Annotated in this window: 18 protein-coding genes and 1 tRNA gene; 12 read left to right on the plus strand and 7 right to left on the minus strand. The window is 72.5% G+C overall.

The features are described from left to right. Positions 1-39: 39 nt before the first annotated feature. The 3 genes from gyrA to D450_RS0115750 all read left to right on the plus strand — a co-directional run bounded on the left by gyrA (position 40) and on the right by D450_RS0115750 (position 3,959). Positions 40-2,622 carry a DNA gyrase subunit A gene (gene gyrA / locus D450_RS0115740; RefSeq protein ID WP_017539620.1) on the plus strand — a complete coding sequence of 861 codons (2,583 nt, stop codon included), beginning with the start codon at positions 40-42 and terminating at the stop codon, positions 2,620-2,622. 139 nt (positions 2,623-2,761) lie between these two features. Continuing rightward, positions 2,762-3,706, plus strand: a complete 945-nt coding sequence (locus D450_RS0115745) for a DUF3566 domain-containing protein (RefSeq protein ID WP_017539621.1) — start codon at positions 2,762-2,764, stop codon at positions 3,704-3,706. Positions 3,707-3,885: 179 nt separating this feature from the next. Beyond that, positions 3,886-3,959: transfer RNA gene (locus tag D450_RS0115750), tRNA-Ile, on the plus strand. Between the two features lie 121 nt (positions 3,960-4,080). Here D450_RS0115750 and D450_RS0115755 read toward each other — a convergent pair. After that, on the minus strand, positions 4,081-4,707 hold the full coding sequence (locus D450_RS0115755; RefSeq protein WP_241483175.1) for a hypothetical protein: 627 nt from the start codon (positions 4,705-4,707) through the stop codon (positions 4,081-4,083). A 344-nt stretch (positions 4,708-5,051) separates the two neighbouring features. Here D450_RS0115755 and D450_RS0115760 point away from each other — a divergent pair, with 344 nt between their 5' ends. Beyond that, on the plus strand, positions 5,052-6,449 hold the full coding sequence (locus D450_RS0115760; protein ID WP_017539623.1) for an alpha/beta hydrolase domain-containing protein: 1,398 nt from the start codon (positions 5,052-5,054) through the stop codon (positions 6,447-6,449). A gap of 245 nt (positions 6,450-6,694) precedes the next feature. Further along, the gene (locus tag D450_RS0115765; RefSeq protein ID WP_026128583.1) at positions 6,695-7,204 is read left to right on the plus strand and encodes a GNAT family N-acetyltransferase; all 510 of its coding nucleotides are present in this window, start codon (positions 6,695-6,697) and stop codon (positions 7,202-7,204) included. 83 nt (positions 7,205-7,287) lie between these two features. Here the strand turns inward: D450_RS0115765 and D450_RS0115770 are convergent, their stop codons facing one another. Both D450_RS0115770 and D450_RS0115780 read right to left on the minus strand, forming a co-directional pair. Next, positions 7,288-7,899, minus strand: coding sequence for an LOG family protein (locus D450_RS0115770; RefSeq protein ID WP_017539625.1), 612 nt, complete (start codon positions 7,897-7,899; stop codon positions 7,288-7,290). Positions 7,900-8,556: 657 nt separating this feature from the next. Then, on the minus strand, positions 8,557-9,351 hold the full coding sequence (locus D450_RS0115780) for a GbsR/MarR family transcriptional regulator (RefSeq protein ID WP_017539627.1): 795 nt from the start codon (positions 9,349-9,351) through the stop codon (positions 8,557-8,559). A 228-nt stretch (positions 9,352-9,579) separates the two neighbouring features. Here D450_RS0115780 and D450_RS0115785 point away from each other — a divergent pair, with 228 nt between their 5' ends. The 4 genes from D450_RS0115785 (at position 9,580) to D450_RS0115800 (ending at position 12,436) form a co-directional block, all read left to right on the plus strand. Beyond that, positions 9,580-10,245 (plus strand): DUF4097 family beta strand repeat-containing protein, encoded by a 666-nt coding sequence (locus D450_RS0115785; RefSeq protein ID WP_017539628.1) that lies wholly within the window; start codon positions 9,580-9,582, stop codon positions 10,243-10,245. Between the two features lie 59 nt (positions 10,246-10,304). Further along, on the plus strand, positions 10,305-11,105 hold the full coding sequence (locus D450_RS0115790; protein WP_017539629.1) for an alpha/beta fold hydrolase: 801 nt from the start codon (positions 10,305-10,307) through the stop codon (positions 11,103-11,105). Positions 11,106-11,368: 263 nt separating this feature from the next. Beyond that, entirely contained in the window at positions 11,369-11,731 is a 363-nt protein-coding gene (locus D450_RS0115795; protein WP_017539630.1) for a hypothetical protein, read from the plus strand. Between the two features lie 309 nt (positions 11,732-12,040). Continuing rightward, positions 12,041-12,436 carry a hypothetical protein gene (locus D450_RS0115800; protein WP_017539631.1) on the plus strand — a complete coding sequence of 132 codons (396 nt, stop codon included), beginning with the start codon at positions 12,041-12,043 and terminating at the stop codon, positions 12,434-12,436. A gap of 19 nt (positions 12,437-12,455) precedes the next feature. Here D450_RS0115800 and D450_RS0115805 read toward each other — a convergent pair whose 3' ends face one another. Both D450_RS0115805 and D450_RS0115810 read right to left on the minus strand, forming a co-directional pair. After that, the gene (locus D450_RS0115805; RefSeq protein WP_017539632.1) at positions 12,456-13,118 is read right to left on the minus strand and encodes a response regulator transcription factor; all 663 of its coding nucleotides are present in this window, start codon (positions 13,116-13,118) and stop codon (positions 12,456-12,458) included. Beyond that, complete coding sequence (locus D450_RS0115810; RefSeq protein ID WP_017539633.1) at positions 13,115-14,365, minus strand: sensor histidine kinase; 1,251 nt, start codon at positions 14,363-14,365, stop codon at positions 13,115-13,117. Before D450_RS0115810 ends, D450_RS0115805 begins: the two co-directional genes overlap by 4 nt. Before the next feature lie 111 nt (positions 14,366-14,476). Here D450_RS0115810 and D450_RS0115815 point away from each other — a divergent pair, with 111 nt between their 5' ends. Then, positions 14,477-15,241 carry an ABC transporter ATP-binding protein gene (locus tag D450_RS0115815; protein WP_017539634.1) on the plus strand — a complete coding sequence of 255 codons (765 nt, stop codon included), beginning with the start codon at positions 14,477-14,479 and terminating at the stop codon, positions 15,239-15,241. Further along, complete coding sequence (locus D450_RS35220) at positions 15,238-17,655, plus strand: ABC transporter permease (protein WP_017539635.1); 2,418 nt, start codon at positions 15,238-15,240, stop codon at positions 17,653-17,655. The genes D450_RS0115815 and D450_RS35220 overlap by 4 nt, the downstream gene beginning before the upstream one ends. Here the strand turns inward: D450_RS35220 and D450_RS0115825 are convergent. Then, the gene (locus D450_RS0115825) at positions 17,645-18,118 is read right to left on the minus strand and encodes an HIT family protein (RefSeq protein ID WP_241483176.1); all 474 of its coding nucleotides are present in this window, start codon (positions 18,116-18,118) and stop codon (positions 17,645-17,647) included. The two genes, D450_RS35220 and D450_RS0115825, sit on opposite strands and share 11 nt — an antisense overlap. 174 nt (positions 18,119-18,292) lie before the next feature. Then, a complete protein-coding gene (locus D450_RS31850) occupies positions 18,293-19,147 on the minus strand; it encodes an SMI1/KNR4 family protein (RefSeq protein ID WP_017539637.1) in 855 nt (284 codons plus the stop codon). A 966-nt stretch (positions 19,148-20,113) separates the two neighbouring features. On the opposite strand from D450_RS31850, the gene D450_RS30350 reads away from it, so the two are divergent. Beyond that, the coding region (locus D450_RS30350) for an isocitrate lyase/phosphoenolpyruvate mutase family protein (RefSeq protein ID WP_017539638.1) at positions 20,114-20,676 on the plus strand (563 nt) is incomplete at its 3' end.

Raw genomic sequence — 20,676 nt, forward strand, 5'->3', positions numbered from 1 at the left:
GCAGGCCCGACAAGTCTCAGCAGAAAGGTTCGACATCCCGTGACGGATGCGAATACCCCGCAGGAACCGGAGCCCGACGAGACCGGCGGCGTCGCCCAGCGGGTCGAGCCCGTGGACATCCAGGTCGAGATGCAGCGCAGCTACCTCGACTACGCGATGTCGGTGATCGTCGGCCGCGCCCTGCCCGACGTGCGCGACGGCCTGAAGCCGGTGCACCAGCGGGTCCTCTACGCCATGTACGACGGCGGCTACCGCCCCGACCGCGGCTACTTCAAGTGCGCCCGCGTCGTCGGCGACGTGATGGGCAACTACCACCCGCACGGCGACAGCGCCATCTACGACACCCTGGTCCGGCTGGCCCAGCCCTGGTCGATGCGGATGCCGCTGGTCGACGGCAACGGCAACTTCGGCTCGCCGGGCAACGACCCGGCGGCGGCCATGCGCTACACCGAGTGCAAGCTCGCCCCGCTGGCCATGGAGATGCTGCGGGACATCGAGAAGGACACCGTCGACTTCCGCCCCAACTACGACGGCCGCTCCTCCGAGCCCGAGGTCCTGCCCGCCCGCTTCCCCAACCTGCTGGTCAACGGCTCGGCCGGGATCGCGGTCGGGATGGCCACCAACATTCCGCCGCACAACCTGCGCGAGGTGGCCGACGGCGTCAACTGGTACCTCGACCACCCCGAGACCGACGACGAAGAGCTGCTCGAGGCCCTCATCGCGCGGATCAAGGGCCCGGACTTCCCCACCAGCGGGCAGATCGTGGGCCGCCGCGGCATCGAGGAGGCCTACCGCACCGGCCGCGGCTCGATCACCATGCGCGCGGTGGTGGAGATCGACGAGGACTCCCGCGGCCGCCAGGTGCTCGTCGTCACCGAGCTGCCCTACCAGGTCAACCCGGACAACCTGGCGCTGAAGATCGCCGAGCTGGTCAAGGACGGCCGGGTCAGCGGGATCGCCGACGTCAAGGACGAGACCTCCGGGCGCACCGGCCAGCGGCTGGTGATCGTGCTCAAGCGGGACGCGGTCGCCAAGGTGGTGCTGAACAACCTGTTCAAGCACACCCAGCTGCAGGAGACCTTCGGCGCCAACATGCTGGCGCTGGTCGACGGGGTGCCCCGCACCCTGCGCCTGGACCAGCTCATCCGGCACTGGGTGGCGCACCAGATCGAGGTCGTGGTCCGCCGCACCAAGTTCCTGCTGCGCAAGGCCGAGGAGCGGGCGCACATCCTGCGCGCGCTGCTGCGGGCGATCGACCGGATCGACGACGTGATCGCGCTCATCCGCTCCAGCGCCTCGGCCGACGAGGCCAAGTCGGGCCTGATGGAGCTGCTGGAGATCGACGACGTGCAGGCGCGCGCGATCCTCGACATGCAGCTGCGCAAGCTGGCGGCCCTGGAACGGCAGCAGCTCACCGCCGAGTACGACGAGCTGATGGCGCAGATCGAGGACTACAACGCGATCCTGGCCTCCCCGGAGCGCCAGCGCTCCATCATCCGCGACGAGCTCACCGAGGTCGTGGAGAAGTACGGCGACGACCGCAAGACGCACATCGTCCCCTTCGAGGGCGACATGCGCATGGAGGACTTCATCGCCGAGGAGGACGTCGCGGTCACCATCACCCGCGGCGGCTACGCCAAGCGCACCCGGCTGGACGGCTACCGGGCGCAGAAGCGCGGCGGCAAGGGCGTGCGGGGGGCGCAGCTCAAGCAGGACGACATCGTCCAGCACTTCTTCGTCACCTCCACCCACCACTGGATCCTGTTCTTCACCAACAAGGGCCGGGTGTACCGGGCGAAGGCCTACGAGCTGCCGGAGGCCGCGCGCGACGCCCGCGGCCAGCACGTGGCCAACATGATGGAGTTCCAGCCCGACGAGGAGATCGCCCAGGTCATGGCGTTGCGCGGGTACGACGTCGCGCCGTACCTGGTGCTGGCCACCCGCGACGGGCTGGTCAAGAAGTCCCGTCTGGAGGACTTCGACTCGGCGCGCTCGGCCGGCATCATCGCGATCAACCTGCGCGAGGGCGACGAGCTGATCGCCGCCCGGCTCGTCTTCCCCACCGACGACCTGCTGCTGATCAGCAGCGACGCCCAGGCGATCCGGTTCTCGGCCACCGACGAGTCCCTGCGCCCGATGGGGCGGGCGACCAGCGGCGTGATCGGGATGCGGTTCACCGAGGACGCGCACCTGCTGAGCATGGACGTCATCCGGCAGAGCGACGGCCCCATCGACGTCCTGGTGGCCACCGAGGGCGGGTACGCCAAGCGCACGCCGTCCGACCAGTACCCGGTGCAGAACCGGGGCGGCAAGGGCGTGCTCACCGCCAAGGTGGTCGAGCAGCGCGGCGGGCTGGTCGGCGCGGTGATGGTCCACCCGGAGGAGGACGAGGTCTTCGCGATCACCTCGGTCGGCGGGGTGATCCGCACCCGCAGCGCGGAGATCAAGCAGTCGGGGCGCGCCACCATGGGCGTGCGCCTGGTCAACCTCGACAAGGGCAGCCACGTGGTGGCGGTGGCCCGCAACGCCGAGGCCGATGCGGAGGCCCCGGACGACGCCGAGGGCGCCGGGGAGGCCGAGGACGGCGACACCGGGACGGGCGGGGAGAACCCCGACTCCTGAGGCTCGCGTAAGGTTCGAAGAGAGCCCCGGGTTCGCCCGGAGAGAAGCGAGAGGGACCGGCCGCGGCCTCAGCGGCCGGTCCTCCATCCCTCGGCCCGAATTCCACCTGTCTCATGGAAAGTCCAGCGGTAACGTGGCTATGTCGGACAAGACGTCGGACCAGACGAAGGACGGCTCGGACGACGTGACGTCGCCCGAGGCGAAGACGGAACCCGGCGCCGAGGCGCCCGGGGAGGAGTCGGCGGAATCGGCCGAGCCGACCGCGTCCGCGACGGCCCCGGAGAAGTCGGAGGACTCGGAGAAGCCGGAGAAGGAGGAGTCCTCCGCGGGCTCGGGCGCATCAGGCGGCTCGGGCAGGCCCAAGGGGGCGGCGAAGGGCACGGCGAAGAAGACCGCGAAGAAGCCCTACGCGCCCGCCGGCGGCTCGACCGGTGCCTCCACCGCCAAGGGGTCCGCCAAAGGGTCCGCCAAGGATTCCGGATCCGGCAAGGGCTCGGGAACGGGCTCGGGCGGAGAGCCGGGTAAGGAGTCCGGTAAGGGCGCCACCGGCGAGTCGGACGAGGGTTCCGGCAAGAGCTCGGCCAAGGGCTCTGGCAAGGACTCCGCCACGGGGGCGGCGCCCAGGTTCGAGGCGCGAGAGGGGACGGCCATGGCGGCACCGGCATCGGGGGGCGACGGCGGCAAATCGCCGGTCGCGGCGGCGAAGACGGCCCGCAAGGCCCACCTGAGCGTCAGCAGGGTCGAGCCGTGGTCGGTGATGAAGTTCAGCTTCGTCATCTCGCTGGTGTGCTTCATCATCCTGTTCGTCGCGGTGGCGGTGATCTACGCGATCCTGTCCGGCCTGGGGGTGTTCCAGGCCCTGGCGGACATGCTCACCGCCCTGACCGAGGGCGGCGAGGGCGAGGAGGTCCCGATCGACCCGGCCGGCTGGTTCTCCCCGGCCCGGGTGCTGGGCTACACCGGCCTGATCGGGGCGCTGAACATCATCCTGATCACCGCGCTGTCCACGGTCGGGGCGATGCTCTACAACCTGGCCGCGGACCTGGTCGGCGGCATCGACGTCACCCTGACCGAGTCCGAGTGACCCCGGCCCCGATCCCGGCCGTCGGTCGCCGGACCGCCCCCGAGACGGTCCGGCCCACCCCGCAGAGCCGGTAGACTACGGGGGAGCGGGACCCCGCCAGAGGCCCCGCTCCCCCGCACTGCCAGGCCCGACCGGTTCGCCGGAAGGTCCAGGATGCGGTAGAGTTCCACCCGGAACGCGGGCGTATAGCTCAGTCGGTTAGAGCGCATCCCTGATAAGGATGAGGCCCCAGGTTCAAGTCCTGGTACGCCCACCCGCGAAAAGGTCCCCACACGGGGGCCTTTTTTCATGCCCGTGCGCCGCGCAGTGAATCGACAGATGGTCGTGCGGCCATGTCGACTCGACCGGCGGTTCGACCGACCGCCTCCGACCCGCTACGCGAAGAGGTCGGGGCGCACCGCGTGGAGCGCTCGTGCGACCTTCGACCGCCGGAGGTTGCCCGGCGTGATGTCCACGCGGACCCACGGCGGTGATCCCCGGACCGACGCCCAGGTCGGCACCGTGATGTCGCGGCCCCCGGTGTCCACGTCCAGCGTGACCATCTTGACTTTCCTGCGGTCGTTGCGCCGGCCGGTGACGACCTCGCGTTCGCCGATCGAACCGACCGCCTTCCACGGGATCCGCACGGTCCGCCCCGTGAACCACAGGCCGGGGTCCTGGATCAGCGCGACGCCGATGCCGTCGGCCGCCACCCCTTGCCGGGTGAACACCCGCGGCGCCGCCCACACCGTCCAGACCGCGACCGCCACCGACCCCACGAGGAATACGACGCCGCCGGTGATCTCGCTCGCGCCGATATAGGGCTTGCCCAGCTCTGTGGCCATCCGGACGGTGATGGCCACGGCCAAGGCCACCGAGCCGACCATCGCCGCGATCCAGGCGGGGATCCAGCGTCGGCGCAGGTTCACCCACTGGGCCTCGACGGAGTCACCGGGCAGAGGACCGCCGGGATCGTACAGGCCACCGGGGGCCGGCTCGCGGAAGGACACGAGCGCAGTCAATCACGGACCTCAAGGACGAAGGTAGGGGGCGGAAGACGAACCCCGGTGTGCGGCCGACGGTCTCTATGAGCACCGGACGGCCGTGGCCTCCCACCAGCGGCGTTCGTCACCGAGTCCGCCGGGCTCGACGGTGACCACGCGGATCACCCTCGAGAGCCTGAACGAGCGCCGTGTGAAGTCGACATGGGCATTCGCCGATATCTCCCCATCTCTACAGCGCGGCTCCCCCGGCCGGGACGGGGAACCGGTGGATTCCCGGGTCGCCGGGGCGGGGCGCAGGGCCGATAGTGGTGGCACCCGGTCGGCCGACCTTCCCCCATCCCCTCCGGGAAGGAAACGACGCTATGCGGTTCGTCCGCACACGCCTGCCCGCAATCGTGCCGGCGGCCCTTCTCGTGGCCGCGCTGGGACCGCCCCTCCCGGCCGCGGCCGAGGCCCCTCTGCCGGTGCCCGTCCCCGAGGTCGACGGCCCCCTCCCCGGCTCCCCACCGGGCGATCCGGCCTCGGACGACATCGCCGAGACCTACCCCTTCTTCTCGACCACCGAGGATCTGGAGCGGTACGGCTACGTCGAGGAGGAGTACCTCCTCAGCGGCGAGGCGAGCCTGTTCGACGGCGGCCGGGCCGTCTCGGAGCACCCCTATCGGACGCGCGTGGTGGTACGGCGCCCCGCCGACGGCGCGGGGAGCGGAACCGCCCTGATGGAGTGGCAGAACGTCACCGCCGGGTACGACCTGGACGCCCTGTGGGGGCCGAGCGCCGAGCACATCATGCGCTCCGGCCACACCTGGGTCGGGGTGTCGGCGCAGCACGTGGGGGTCTCCCACCTCACCGGGTGGAGTCCGGCGCGGTACGGGGACCTCGACGTCACCGACGGCGGCGAGGTCGGCGACGACCAGCTCTCCTACGACGTCTTCTCCCAGGCCGCCCAAGGGCTCAAGGCGGGCCTGCTGACCGGTGGACAGGGCCCCGACCGGGTGCTGGCCATCGGGGCCTCCCAGTCGGCCGGGCGGATGACCGACTACTACGAGCGGGTGCTGCCCGCCATCGAACCGGTCATCGACGGCTACGGGTTCATGGTGGGCACCGCACCGGAGACCGAGCGCAGCGAGCCGGTGTTCCAGGTGCTCTCCGAGACCGATGTCCTCCTGGCCGGGGGTGACGGCGGTGACGGCGGCGACCGGGTGAACTTCCGGAGCTGGCAGGTCGCCGGCACCGCGCACTCGCCCTGGCACGGCCACCGCGCGCGTGAGGAGGTCGGTGACCGGGACCTGGGCGGGGTGCCGCAGTACGACTGCGCGTCGCCGCCCTACAGCAGGATCCCGCTGTACCAGGTCATGAACGCCGCCTACGAGCACCTGGACTCCTGGGCCGCCGGCGGTTCACCCCCTCCGGAGGCCGATCCGATCGAGCGCACCTCCTCGGGACGGGTGGCGCGCGACGAGGACGGTATGGCGCTCGGAGGGATCCGCACCTCCCAGGTGGACGTGCCCACCGCGGTGAGTACGGGGGTGAACGCGCCGGCCGACGGCGACCCCGGCGGCGACGACGCGTTCTGCGTGCTCTTCGGCTCCCACGAGCCGTTCTCCGAGGAGGCGCTGGACTCCCGCTACCGGACTCACGCCGGCTACGTCGCCCGGGTCGTCCGGGCCGAGAGAGGGCTGGTGCGCGACGGGTTCGTGCTCCCGGTGGACTCGTTCCAGAACCGGTGGGACGCGGTGAGGTCCGGCGTGGGCAGGTGAAGCCGCGGAAGCCCTGACGTGCGGGAGCGGGGCGCCCGGCCGCGGCCGGGCGCCCCGCTCCCGGGGGTTCGGACCGGCGATTAGTCGACATGTGGACTCGGAGACCAGGCGATCAAACGACGCGGCGCCCCTCGGATAGGCTGGCGGACGTTCGTACCGGACCGGGCAGCGCCCGCGTCTCCCTCGCGTCCCGCGCCGCGGCCTGAACCGCCGTGAACACGGCCCTGAAGGGGGTCACTTCCACCATGTCCCGGTCATGGAGCACACGCGCTGAGACCGCCGCCGACATCGGCGCCGTCCGCGCGATCAACCTGGCCGCGTTCGATACCGCCCAGGAGGCCGACCTCGTCGAGGCCCTGCGGCGCGACCCGTCCTGGATCGACGGGCTGTCCTGGCTCGCCGTCGACGAGCACGGCACCCCGGTGGGGCACGCCCTGCTGACCCGCTGCCACATCGGCGACTCCCCGGCCCTGTGCCTGGCCCCGTGCGCGGTGCTGCCCGAGTACCAGCGCACCGGCGCCGGGTCGGCGGCGGTCCGTGCCGCCCTGGCGGAGGCCCGGCGCCGGGGCGAGCGCTTCGTCACCGTCCTGGGCCACCCCGCCTACTACCCGAGGTTCGGGTTCACCCGCGCCTCCGGACACGGCATCGGCCTGGACATCGAGGTGCCCGACGAAGCGCTGATGGCGATGTCCCTGGACGAATCCTGCCCACTGCCCGGCGGCACCATCCGCTACGCGGCACCGTTCGGAATCTGATCGCCTGAGCCGGGGGACGGCATGTCCACAGGTCGACACGGTTCCATGGGGACAGATCGACCGGAGCGGGCCGTCCCCCGGCATCAAGGCGCACGCCGGGCACCGAGTCCTGCTCCGGTGTCATGCTCTCCGCGGGCGGGTCGCGGGGTGCTGCTGAACCGTTCCTCCAACGCGTCCAAGAGGCCGGGCAGGTCGGGGGCGACGGCGGCATCCCGCAGTGTGGCGTCGGCAAGGAAACCGGAGTCGACGAGCCCCTGCAGCGCGTCGAGCAGCGGTGTCCAGAAGCCGCCTGCGTCGAGGAACCCGACCGGCTTGGAGTGGAATCCCAGCTGGCGCCACGACCACACCTCGAAGATCTCCTCCAAGGTGCCGAGCCCTCCAGGAAGGGCGAGGAAGGCATCGGCGCGGTCGGCCATCAGCGCCTTGCGTTCATGCATCGAATCGCACGTGATCAGCTCGGTCACGTCCTCATGCGCCCACTCCCGCTCGACCATGGTCTTCGGGATGACCCCGATGACCTCGCCGCCCGCCTTCAGAGCACTGTCCGCGACCGTGCCCATCAGCCCTTTGCGGCCCCCGCCGTAGACGATGCCGATTCCGCGTCGGGCCAGCTCCTTGCCCGTGCCGGCGGCGAGGTCGGCGTGCGCGGGGTCATGTCCGTCGGTCGAGCCGAGAAAGACGGCGACACGTCGCATGAAGGCCTCCGGGGGTGTGTGGTGGAGGGTCCGACCTACAACATGTACACCACGGCCGTCGCTCAGGGCCGAGGTGGCTCCCGGAAAGGGAGCCCGGGCCGGAACGGCCGCGGGCTCCACAAGGGTCTCGCGTTCGAACGCTGGGGTCCCTCAGTCCCCCGAGACCGTCTCCTCGGACCGGGAGGCGTCCGAGCCGTCGACGGTGAACGTCCCGATGACGGTCGTGCCGTCGCTCTCATAGAGCGGGATCGGGACGTCCGGGATCGCGTCCCTTTCCTGGGCGTCGATGTGCTCCAGGACCTCTTCCCGCGTCTGGTCGGGGCCATTGAGGTCGTCTGCCCTGACATAGCCGAGCGTTCCGTCGTCGCCGCCGGCCTCGATCAGGTCCGGCTCCTCCTGGGGGGCCGTGCCTCCAGGGCCGAACCGTAGGTCTGCCCCTGGGCGTCGGTCGCGTACCAGGGGGCGGGCCCGCCGTCGGGGAGCATCAGCGACGAAGCCTGTGCTCCGACCGCACCGGCGGCGTTCCGAAGACCGCGGTGAGAAGCCTGCTGCGCTTGGTCCTCACGCGGAACCTGTCCACAGAGGGATCGCGTGGCAACGGCAGGTGATCAGTGGATAGCGGCACCACCGATGGGCATGGCGAAATGTCGGATCGGGTCACCGGTGTTTTGTTCGCTTTGCCCCGGAAGCCTCGAACGCCCCGGAAGCAATTCCCTCGGTACCGATGGTGGAGGAGGAGCCCCCGGGGCCGGTGTGCAGGACCTCGCGTGCCTGTTCGGCCGCGCGGAGGATGCTCTCGCTGACGAAGTCGCTGAAGCGTGCGACGTTCTCCAGGCGGGCCGCCGCCGGGGTGTCGCGGCCCAGGAGCCCGACCCCCTTCCGCGCGGTCGCGGAGATCCGCGCGAGGCCGTGGGCGCCGGCGACCGTCGACCGGTACCAGACGTCGTCGTTGACGGTGTAGCGCTCGCGCCGCCCCGTGTCGCGCTCGCGGCTGATCAGGCCGAGCTCGTCGAGGCTCGCGACGGCCTTGGAGACCGACGCGGGGCTGGTCCCGAGGTGCCGGACGAGTTCGGAGGCGGTGAGGCTGCCGGAGGGGGAGATGAACAGCGCGGCCAGCACCCCGGCCGCCATCTTGGGCAGGCCCTGCTGCATCAGGAGCGTGGTGAACTCCTCCTCGTACTCGCGCACGGCCTCGTCGTCGGGGCCCTCCCCCTGCGCCCGCGCCTCCTGTCCTTGGGGCCGGGCGGGCCTGCGGCGCCGGGCACGGCGCTCGCTGGCGCGCTGGGCGAGGTCGGAGCGGTAGCCGTTCGGCCCTCCGTTGCGCATCACCTCGCGGGTGACCGTGGACGTGGGCCGCTCCAGGCGCCTGGCGATCTCCGCGAAGGCCAGCCCGTCGGCCAGTCCTTGCGCGATCTGCTGCCGCTCCTGCTGAGTGAGCCTGCTTCCCGACACCCTGTCTCCCCCTCCGCATGGGCCCGATGTCGCCAGCGTAGCGTTACTTCACGCTTCAACGCAACGATCACTGGAGAGTGCATTGCGTTAGTTTCTCGTTCGACGCAATGATTATATGTCTCTGAACTGCGGTGATGTGTTTCTATCGCAACGAGGTGATTGAACGAACCGCAAAGGCAACGTAGCGTTTCGTCCATAGGAAACGATGCGCGAGCGCAGGAGAGAACGATGCACACCTTCACGACCCCCGCCCCCGTCACCGCCGTCCTCGACATCCCCGCCGGGCGCGTCCCGGTCGTCGCCGCCGACCGCGACGACACCACCGTCGAGGTCCGGCCCGCGGACGCCGCGAAGAGCCGCGATGTGAAGGCGGCCGAGCAGGTCGCGGTCGCGTTCGGCGACGGTGTCCTGCGGGTCACGGGGCCCGCGGCCAAGGACCGGTCCTTCGGCCCCGCCGGCGCCGTCGAGGTCACGATCCAGGTGCCCTCCGGCTCCGACGTCGACGCGACCTCGCCCTACACCGAGTTCCGCGGGGTCGGTCGGCTCGGCCGCGTCGCCGGACAGGGCCTGGGCGGCGCCGTCCGGATCGACGAGGCGGCGGGCGCGCACCTCACCGCTTTCGGGGACATCTCGCTCGGCCGCCTGGCCGGCCCTGCGGAGATCAGCACCCAGAAGGGCGATGTCACCGTCGACGAGGCCGCCTCCGGCACGGTCGTGCTGTCCACGCGTATGGGCGACGTGACCGTCGGCGCCGCCCCGGCCGTCTCCGCCTCGCTGGACGCCGGGGCCGCCCACGGCCGCGTCCACAACTCCCTCAAGAACGCCGACGGCACGCCCGGCCTGGCCATCCGCGCGACGACCGCCCACGGCGACATCACCGCCCGCTCCCTGTGAAGGGCCACCGGCGGACACCGGGAACGGACGACGACGGACACGACCACCAGGAGGAACCGATGAGGAAGCACACGGCGAACGACGGCGGCCGGTGGTCCGGCATGGTGCCGGTCGACGACACCGCCCTGGCGGTCACCGACACCGGCGGCGCCGGAACCCCGGTGCTCTACCTCAACGGCCAGTTCGCCACTCAGGGCTACTGGCGGCGCACCATCGCAGAACTGGGCACCGGCCGGCGCCATATCACCTTCGACGGGCGCGCCCGGGGCAGGAAGTCCGGGCTTTCGGCGGACTACTCCTTCGAGGCCGCCGTGCGGGACGCCGACGCCGTCCTGGAGGCCCGGGGCGTGGACAAGGTCCTGGTGGTGGGTTGGTCCTACGGGGCGGTCGTCGCCGCGCACTGGGCGATGCGGAACCCCGGCCGGGCCCTGGGGGCGGTCCTGGTCGACGGCGCCTTCCCCTACGACTGGATGGACGAGGCCATGGAGGAGCGCGTCCGGACGCTGTTCCGGCGGGTCGCCTGGCTGTCGCCCCTGCTGCGGCCGACGGGCCTGCTCCCGCGGATGAACGCCGAGGAGATGGCGGCCAGCAACATCGAGCTCGGCCGACTCTCCCGTGAGACCGAGCTGGGCCCGGTGCTGGAGGCCCTCACTGTCCCCACCCGCTACGTGGTGGCCTCGGGGACGTCCTTCGGAAGCCGCGACGACGAGCAGGAGCGGATCCGTACGAGCCTCGCCGGGGTGACCGCTCGTAACCCGAACATCGAGGTCAGCGCCAAGGTGGCGAGCAACCACGGCGCGATCCTCAAGAAGGACGCCGCGGCCGTCGCCCGTGCCGTCCGCCAGGTCTCCGCCGACTGACGGCCACATCGGTTCACTCCTCCAGGGGGCGGGTTCCCTCCCTGAGGGGAGGCCGCCGGGGTGCCCTCGGTGGAGCATTCGAGCGTCACCCCCCGACGCTGAGGAGCCCCGGATGCCCCTTCACTCCGCACCGGTCCGGCCGTCCCCCTTTCGCGCCCTTCCCGGTGTGCCCCCTTGGGCGCGGTGGTCCGCCCACATCGCCGCCCTCACGGCGCTCCCCTCCGGCCTGTGGCGGGGGGCGGTGGNGGTTCGACGACACCTTCATGGACGCCCTGCACGCACCCGGCTGGGGTTCGGTGTACGTGGTCGGGCTCAGTGTGGTGGCCGAGGCCCTCGCCCTGCTGACGCTGGGACTGATCCAGCCCTGGGGTGAGCGCCTCCCCCGGTGGGTCCCGTTCGTCGGCGGCCGCCGCATCCGCCCCGGGCCGGCTGTCGCCGCCTCCTTGACGGGGGCCGCGCTCGTCGCGCTCTACAACGTCGGCTACGTCCACACGGCCCTCAAGAACCCGGCGGGCAGCCCGACCGGCGCCGACCTGTGGCTCATGCACGCCTGCTACGCGCCGATGCTGCTGTGGCCCCCACTGCTGGTGGCCGTCGCCCTGCACTACAGGAGGCGGCGCGCGTGACCTCTCGGCGCGGCTCTGGTACCGGTACCACGGCCGGGAGACGGCATGTCCCCAGGTCGACACGTCCCCATGGGGACAGATCGCCCCGGGCTGACCGCCCCCGCCATGTCGTGGCCGTGAGGGGGCGGACGAGTGCGGGTGGTTCGATGGACTCCAAGGCCGGGGACTAGGGGAGCCGGCTTCGCCTTCTGTGCGTCATAGGGGCGCCATGTGCCGATCGCCGCGCCGGTCCCTGGTGACCGGTGGTCACGTTTCGAGGGTGCGTCCCGTGGGCCCGGTATGGACCGAGTCCGGTGGAGCTGGAGAGCCATGCTGTTCATCGACGTCTTGGAACCGGAGCAGTGGAGAGTCGCGGCGATCTCTGCCGCCTTGCTGTGCACGGCCTCGTTCTATTTCTGCGTCCGACGCCTCCTGCCGGTGCTGATCTGGGTGGTCTTCCCTGTCTTCCTGCTGACCTTCCCCCTTGCGGGGCTGCCGTCGCGGCATTTCACGGTGAACGAGACCTTCTACGCCTTCACCTTCCTGTTCACGTCGTTCGCGGTCGTGCTGGCCGGGCTCAGGCCGGACATGCGCAGGGCCCAGGAAAAGCACGCGGTCGGCGAAACGTACGCGATCCCTAAGTGGAAGGGCTACCTCGCCGGTGCGGTGGTGACCGTCGCGGGGATCATCGTCTGCTTTCCCGCGGACGCGGTCACCGGCGGCTGAGGCCGCTCGCGCCCTGCCCTCAGCGGTCGAGGTAGGCCAGGACCGCCAGCACTCTGCGGTGTCCCTCCGTCCGAGGGTCCAGGTCCAGCTTGGTGAAGATCGAACCCACGTGCTTGCGCACCGTCGCATCGGACACCACCAGCAGGCGTGCGATGGCCGTGTTGGACTCCCCCCGGGCCATGAGCGCCAGGACCTCGCGCTCTCTGGGGGCCAACCGGTTGAGGGGACTCGACCGTGCCGCCATCATCACCTGGACCACCTCCCGGTCCAGGACCGTTCCGCCCGACGCGACCCGGGCCACCGCCTCGGCGAACTCCTCCACGTCGCCGATGCGCTCCTTGAGCAGGTAGCCGGCGCCCCCGTGGGCGTCGATCGCCAGCAGCTCCGCGGCGTAGGTCGGCTGCACGTACTGGCTGAGCACGATGATCCCCAGGCCGGGGCGCTCGCGCCGGATCCCGACCGCCGCGAGCAGCCCCTCGTCCGCGTACCCCGGCGGCATGCGCACGTCCGTGACCACGAGGTCCGGATCGTGCTCGCGGACCGCCTCCTCTAGGGCGCCGGCATCGCCGACCGCCGCGACCACCCGGTGCCCGAACCGTGCCAGGACCCCCGACACCCCCTCCCGGAGCAGCACCGAGTCGTCCGCGACCACGACGGTCAGAGCCTTCGCCGTCCCCGTCATTCCTCCGGGATCTCCAATCGCACGGTGGTCGGCCCGCCCCCGGGGCTGTCCACGGCCAGTTCCCCGCCCAGGACCGCCAGCCGGTGGCGCAGGCCGTTCAGCCCGCTGCCGTCCGGCTTCACGCCCCCGGGCCCGTCGTCGGTGACGGTCGCCCACAGCGTCCCCTCCCGCACGCCTCCCCGCACGCGCACCGAAGCGCCGGGAGCGTGCTTGGCGGCGTTCGCCAGGGCCTCGCACACCACGAAGTAGGCGGTGGACTCCACCGCGGCGGGCAGGCGTACGGGCAGGTCGAGGGAGACGTCCACCGGTGCCCCCGTGCGGGCCGCCACGTCCAGGAGGGCGGCCCGCAGCCCGCGTTCGGTGAGGACCCGGGGGTGGATGCCGCGCACCAGGTCGCGCAGTTCGCTCAGGGACGCCGTCACCTGCTCCTGGGCCCGTCCGACGGCCTCGGCCGCCGGGGAGCCGGGCGCCAGGTCCAGACGGGCCAGGCCGAGGGAGGCCTTCGCCGCGACCAGGCGCTGCTGGGCGCCGTCGTGCAGGTCGCGTTCGATGCGGCGGCGCTCCTCGTCGAAGGCCTCGGCCAGCGCCGCCCGCGACGCGGTGACGGCGCTCAGCTCCGCGGCCAGGCGCTCCTCCCGGGGCGAGAGCACCGCGCGGGCGATCTCGGAGCGCGCCGCCGCCCATGCCGCCACCAGGTAGAGCCCGACCAGCCAGAGCGACGCCCAGGCCACCACCGTGGGAATCCATTCGAACACCCTCAACTGCTCGGCGTCCCAGTAGGAGATCACCCCCGCCAAAGGGGCGCCGAGCGCCAGGACGAGCACCACCATGTCCAGCACGTAGAAGGCGCTGAAGGTGAGCACGGCATAGCCGACGTCGCGCCACAGCCGCGGGGAGAACGGCAGGGCCCGGACGCGGGCCCAGAGGCCTTCAGCGTCGGCGGGCTCCCGCTGGGGCGCCTCCGGGCGCGGGCCCACCAGCCCCTCGCACCACCGCCCCCACCGGACGACCAGGGGGGTGCTCCCGAAGGCCGCCGCCAGGAACAGCATCCCCAGGAGCGGCCCGACGAGGCGCCAGTGCCGGCCGGAGTCGGGCCAGTACACCGCCAGCGCCTGGGCTGTTCCGAACAGGAGCGTGCCCGCCGCCGTCCCCGACAGCAGGTAGGCCAGGGCGCGCCACGGCCATGCGGACAGCAGGAAGCGGTGGGGTGCGTGCGTGATCGCCGCGCGCAGGGTTCGGATGGGCACGGAGACGACGATAGAGGGCCCCGGGGCGGTGGCGCGGTAGACCGGGGTCTACCTCTCGGTCTCCACCACGGGCGCCTGCGCGCGCCCCCTCCGGCCCGCTGTGCTGGGGGCATGAACGCACTACCGGACGCCACCCGCGACGCGATCCGCGTCGACGGGGTGGCCAAGTACCACACCGCCGGCGGCCACCGCGTCGTCGCCCTGGACGGTGCGTCGCTGACCGTGCGGGCGGGGACGTTCACGGCCGTCATGGGCCCGTCAGGCTCGGGGAAGTCGACCCTGCTGCACTGCGCCGCGGGCCTGGACCGGCCCGACGCCGGGCGCATCACCGTGGACGGGGTCGAGCTCGGGGCCCTCGGTGAACGGGAGCTCACCGAGTTCCGCAGGAGGCGGGTCGGCTTCGTCTTCCAGGACTACAACCTCGTCGACGCGCTGACCGCGGCCCAGAACACGCTGCTGCCCGCGCGCCTGGCGGGGGTGCGCGCGGGGCGCCGGCACGCCCTCGCGGCGTTGGAGGAGGTGGGGCTGCGCGACCGCGCCGACCACCGCCCCTCCCAGCTCTCCGGCGGTGAGCAGCAGCGGGTGGCGATCGCCCGGGCGGTGCTGGCCCGGCCCGCCGTCATCTGCGCGGACGAGCCCACCGGCGCCCTCGACCTCGCCCGGGGGCGCCGGGTGCTGGACCACCTGCGCGCGGTGGTGGACGCGCACGGCCGGACCGTTCTCGTGGTCACCCACGATCCCGCGGTGGCCGCGCGCGCCGACCGGGTCGTGTTCATGGCCGACGGCCGCATCGTCGGCGAGCTCGGCGCGGACGGCGACGGTGCGCCCACCGCGGAGGCCGTCGCGGTGCGCATGGCCGGGCTGGAGACGGCATGATCGCGTTCGCCATGGTCCGCCGCCGCCTGCGCGCCGTCCTGGGCGGCTTCGTCGCGCTGACCCTCGGGGTCGCCCTCCTGGCGGCCTCCGCGATCGTCATCGCCTCCTCCCTGCCGACGGTGCCCCAGCGCTACGGGGGCGCCGACGCCCTGGCCGTCCCCGAGGCCGCCGGGACCAGGTCCGACGGCGTCACCGCCGCCCGAGAGGTCTGGAGCGCCTCGGAGGCCGACGCCCTGGCCGCCGCGGCCGCCGCCTCGGACGGTGTGGCGGCGGCGGTGGCCGAGCGCCGGTTCGACGCCAGGGTGATGGACGGGGAGAGGATCCTCGGTGAGGCCGTGGACGGGGCCCCGGTCGGGGCCGGCTGGTCCTCCTTCGCGCTGGGGAGCGCGCGCCTGCTCGGAGGCGAGGCGCCGTCGGGGACGGACCAGGTGGTCCTCCCCGCGTCCTACGGGCGGTCGGTGGGCGAGAGGGTGACCGTGCTGACGGCCGGCGACGAGTGGCCGATGACCGTGTCCGGCGTCACCGACGGCGGGGACGTCCTCGTGGCCGACGACCTCGCCGCCGCGTCCGCCACGGGCGTGTCCCTCATCGGTGCGGTCGCCGAGCCCGGCACCGGTGCCGCGGCGGTCGGCGAGCGCCTCCGGGACACGCTGGACCCGGGGGCGGAGGTGTTCACCACGGCCGATCGGGACGCGATGGCCGCGGAGTTCGACGCCTCCGACAACTGGGTGGGACAGCAGCTCCTGGTCCTGGTCGGCGCCCTGGCGGTGTTCGTGTCGGTGTTCGTGGTCGGCACCACGTTCACCTTCCAGGTGGCGGTGCGGCGGCGGGAGATCGCCCTCCTGCGGGCGGTCGGCGCCACCCCGGGGCAGGTGCGCCGGATGCTGCTCGGAGAGGCGGCGCTCGTGGGGGCCGCGGCGTCGGCGGCGGGGGCGGTGCTCGGCGGTGCAGGTGCGTTCCTGTTCGGCGACTGGATGGTCGGCCGCGAGCTGCTCTCGGGCTCCTGGGAGGTGCGCTCGGTCGCCGTCCCCGTCGCGGTCGCCGTGGCCATCGGGGTGGCCACGGCCGTCGTCGGGGTCCTGGGCGCGTCGCGCCGGGCGGCGGGCGTCGCGCCGCTGGAGGCGCTGCGTCCGGGAGAGACGCGGTCGGGGAGCCTGCCGCGGTGGCGTCTGTGGGTCGCGGCGGGGTTCACGGCGGCGGGGGCCGCCATGGTGGCCGCGACCGCGCGGTCGGACGCGGAGGAGGCCATCGGCCTCGCACTGGGGTCGAGCCTTGCGCTGCTGGTGGCGTCGGCCGTTGCCTCCCCCGTGTACCTGCCGAGGATCCTCGGCCTGATTCCAGGCCGCACCCCACTGGTGGAACTGCTGCGCGCCGAAGCGCGCGCGGGCGCGCGCCGACTGGCCGCGGCCATGATGCCGAGCCTGCTGATCTCCGCCCTGGCGGTGACCGTGCTCGGCCTGACCGACACCCTCGGTTCAGCGATCGACGAGCATTCACGGGGTGAGATCCCGGGCGACGCCATGGTGGTGAGCGGGGACGCGGCGGGCCTGACCGACGGGGCCGTGGGCCTGGCCCGTGAACACGCCGCAGGAGAGGTCTTCAGCCAGCTCTCCACCGGCGTGTACGTGGACGGCCGCTGGGTGGAGTCTGTCGGGCTGCACCGGTACGCCCCTCAGGAGGGGACGGTGCAGGCCTCGCCCGAGACCGCCGACCGGTTCGGCTGGCAGGAAGGCGACACCGTGGAACTGACGTGGGCGGACGGCACCGTGGGCCGGGTCCCGGTCACCGTCGCCCCCTTCCCGCCGGAGCTGGAGCTCTGGGCCGAGCTCGCGCTCCCCTACGACCTGGCGCGGGAGCACGATCCGGCCCCTTTCGTGAGCGCCGCGAGCTTCGACCCGGGAGAGGCCGGCACGCTCACCGGTGCGCTGGCGGTCCAGGGGGCGCACCTGGAGAGCACCGCACGGGCGATCGACGAGGGGATCGCGGGGGAGCTGCGCCTGATGCGCATGTTCACCTGGACCATCCTGGCGCTGTCGCTGGGGTACGCGGCGGTCTCCCTGGGGAACACCCTGTCCTTGGCCGCTTCGGCGCGCCGCCGTGACATGGCCCTGCTGCGGGTGGCCGGGGCGCACCGGTGGCAGGCGGCGGCGGTGCTGACGGCGGAGTCCGGCCTGGCGGCCGTGGTCGGCCTGGTCGTGGGGGCGCTGCTCTCCCTGCCCGGCCTGTTCGCGCTCACCGTGGGGCTGCGCGACGAGTTCGACCCCCGCAAGGGGCCGGCGGAGGTGTCGGTGCACCTGCCCTGGGCGGAGTCGGGCGCGGTGGCCGCCGCCTGTCTGGCGATCGGCCTCCTCGCGGCGCTGGTGCCCGCCCTCCGCTCCCTGCGCCGCACGCCCTCGTCCATGGTCACCGACTGAGGGCGGTACGGATCGCCTCGGCGGCGGCGTGCAGGTCGGCTTCGGGGAGCAGGGGGAAGTCCTCGCTGCCCTGCACGACCGCGCCGTTGTCCAGGACCCTCTCCGTGGTCGCTCCCTTGAGCATGGTGTCGTCGAAGGGGCCGTCGGCGGTCTGCGGGGCAAGGTGGACGTGCAGGTGGTCGAAGGAGCCGCCGAAGACGTACACGTACACCAGCTCGGCGCCGGCGGCCTCCTTGACGGCGCGGGTGCTCCGGGCCAGGACGGCACCGAAGGTCGCCGCCTCCCGCCCGTCGAGTTCGTGGACGTAGCGGATGTGGCGCTTGGGCTCCAGGAAGGAGAACCCGGGGGCCTCGCCGACGACGGCCGTGGTCAGCCGCCATTCCGCGTCCTCCCAGACCTGGACCCGCATCAGCTCCGGGTCCGCGTCGGCGCCGCGGCACATCAGGCACTCCGTCACGATCACCGTCCGGTCGACGTCATATCGGCGCCGGAACCGGGCAGACCGCTTCCGGCGGTCCGGCGCGCAGGTCCTTCTTTACCTATCCGAACGGCGCCCGCCTGTCCACAGGCTGGGGACGGTGAACAGCCCCGTGTCCGGTGCGGCCATTTCGGATCGGCGATAAGTCGACATGCGGACTCACCGCCATGGCGCCCCGGGCCGGTTCGACTCCTGGCCGAGGAAGCCCGATGCGCGGAGGGCGTCGCCGGTGTCCAGGCCGAGGTGGCTGGCCCACGCCAGGGCGTCCTCGAAGGCGGCGTCCTCCGTGGCCGATCGGGCGGCGGCCAGCGCGGGCGGCACCGCTCCGTTCGCGAACACGGTGGACCACTGTTCCGCGTTCAGTGACAGGTAGCGCAGGCCCTTGAGCTCGCCCAGGACGGTCAGGTCCCGGACGACGGCCCGGGAAAGGTCCAGTCCGCGTAGATTCTCGGCTGTGCGCAGCGGGGTGATTCCGATCGGTGCGGAGGTGGACGCCTTGAGGGACGCGGGGCACCGGTGGCCCTCCAGAGGCGTCAGGCTGCCCCCGTCCAGGTCGACGCGTAGCGACTCCACGGGCAGCGCGCCCACGGGCGAGAGGTCTGCGCTCGTGCAGCGGTCGAGATGGAGGAGACGCAGGTGCGGCGTCTTCGCGAGCGGGGAGAGATCGACCGGACCGGAGGCGCCGTTGATGCGGATCGCCTGGAGCGTCGTCGGGGCATCGGCCGGGTCCTCGAGGTGACCGCTCAGCGGGGGCCGATCCGGGTCCTCCCGGCCGACGTGCAGACCCCGGTCGGTCTTCTCGTACTCCCCCTGCCTGAGGGCCGCCAGATAGCGGCGGATCAGCGACGTCACCGAATCCGCGACGAGGACGGGCCCGTCGGTGTAGTCGCGGCCGAAGCGGACGACCTGGCCAGGGCGGCCGTCGGGCGCCGGCGAGAGATCGACCGCCAGGTGGTTCCCGTCCTCGCCGTCGCCGAAGGGGAGCCAGGCAGGGTGGCCGGAGCACCGGCGCACGGCCCCGGGCGGGTCGGCGTCGAAGACGACGGAGTCCCATTCCAGTTGCCAGCCGAGCCAGTACGGCTCCCCCCCCGGGCCCCNGCTCCATCAGGGCGATCGCGTCCTCCAGGGGATACCACAGGTCGCCGAACAGGTGGCAGTGCTCGTCGTCGATGCCGTCCCCGTCGGCGATCGCGTACAGGGCCCGCAGGTCCGCCGGCAGTGCCTGCCCGATGCGGTGCTCGGCCTCGTCCAGTGCGGCCGCGGTGGCGGGGGACGGGAGCCGCTCCCGCCTCCCGAGGATCGCGGCACGTTCGTCCATGTAGGTGCGGAAGAGCTCGACCGCCGCCTCCGGGTCGCCGGCGGGTGGGGCGGTCCCCTCCTCTTGTCGGAGCCCCGGCTCAGGCAGCCGGTAGCCGTCGTCCAGGACCGCCAGATAGCCGCGATCCCCGAATCCTCGACCGCGGAGGTCGGTGATCGCGTCGGAATAGGCCGCCAAGCGGTACTCCCCGCACGGGGTGTACTCGATCCCTATCGTCGTCCCGGTCCATCCCCTCAGGTCACGGGTGGCCTTCGCGATCGCCTGATCCGCTCCTGCCCAATCTCCGCGCACACTCTCGGCCGTGCTGGAACCGGGCACGGTGTACCCCCCCTTGCTCACTGAGGCCGGGGGAATGCGTGATGCTCACGACAGCGCGGGTCCACCCCTCGGGAGCGTTCTCGACGACGGTTTCGGCCATCTTCCGGGCGGCCTCGTGGAACACTGCTCGCTCCCCTTTCGGCCTCCGGTTGCTCCGGTCATCATGCCGGTGGGGACCCACCTCAGCGTTTCGGCCCGGCGATAAGTCGACATGTGGACTTGGCGCTTCGGTGCGCCGGCGTCCCCGTGGAGCCCGCGGCGCCTCTGTCGGCCGGGTGTCACGTCTGCGGGCGCGGAGGAGTCGTCTCGGTGACGAATCCTCATCTGAAGCGGAGGGCCGACCGATGGCCATGACATCCAGTCCGGGTACGAGCGCGGACGCGAAGGGCGCCGACGGCGCGACCGGTCTCAACGCCAAGGCGGCACGCCTGCGCGGACTCCACCGGCCCGGTGATCCCCTGCTGCTCCCCAACGTATGGGACGCGGCCAGTGCCGGCGTGGTCGAGGGGGCCGGCCATCCTGCCCTGGCCACGGCCAGCGCGGCGATCGCCGCCATGCTCGGCTACGACGACCACGAGGGTGCGCCCGTCGAAGCGATGCTGGCCGCCGCCGAGCGCGTCGTCCGGGCCGTGCGCGTTCCCGTCACCGTCGACGCCGAGGCCGGCTACGGCCTGCCCGAGCAGGAGCTGGCGGAGCGGCTCGCCGGGATCGGTGCGGTGGGATGCAACATCGAGGACACCGACCATGCGACCGGCGGCCTGCGCGGTGCCGCCGAGCAGGCGGTGCGGATCGCCCGGCTGCGCGAGGCCGCCCGCCGCACCGGCCGCGACCTGGTCGTCAATGCCCGCGTGGACGTCTTCGTCAGCGGCGGGGGCCGGGGGGGGGGGGGGCGGGGGGGGGGGGGCGG

Source organism: Nocardiopsis halophila DSM 44494 (assembly GCF_000341245.1).
Lineage (GTDB): Bacteria > Actinomycetota > Actinomycetes > Streptosporangiales > Streptosporangiaceae > Nocardiopsis_A > Nocardiopsis_A halophila.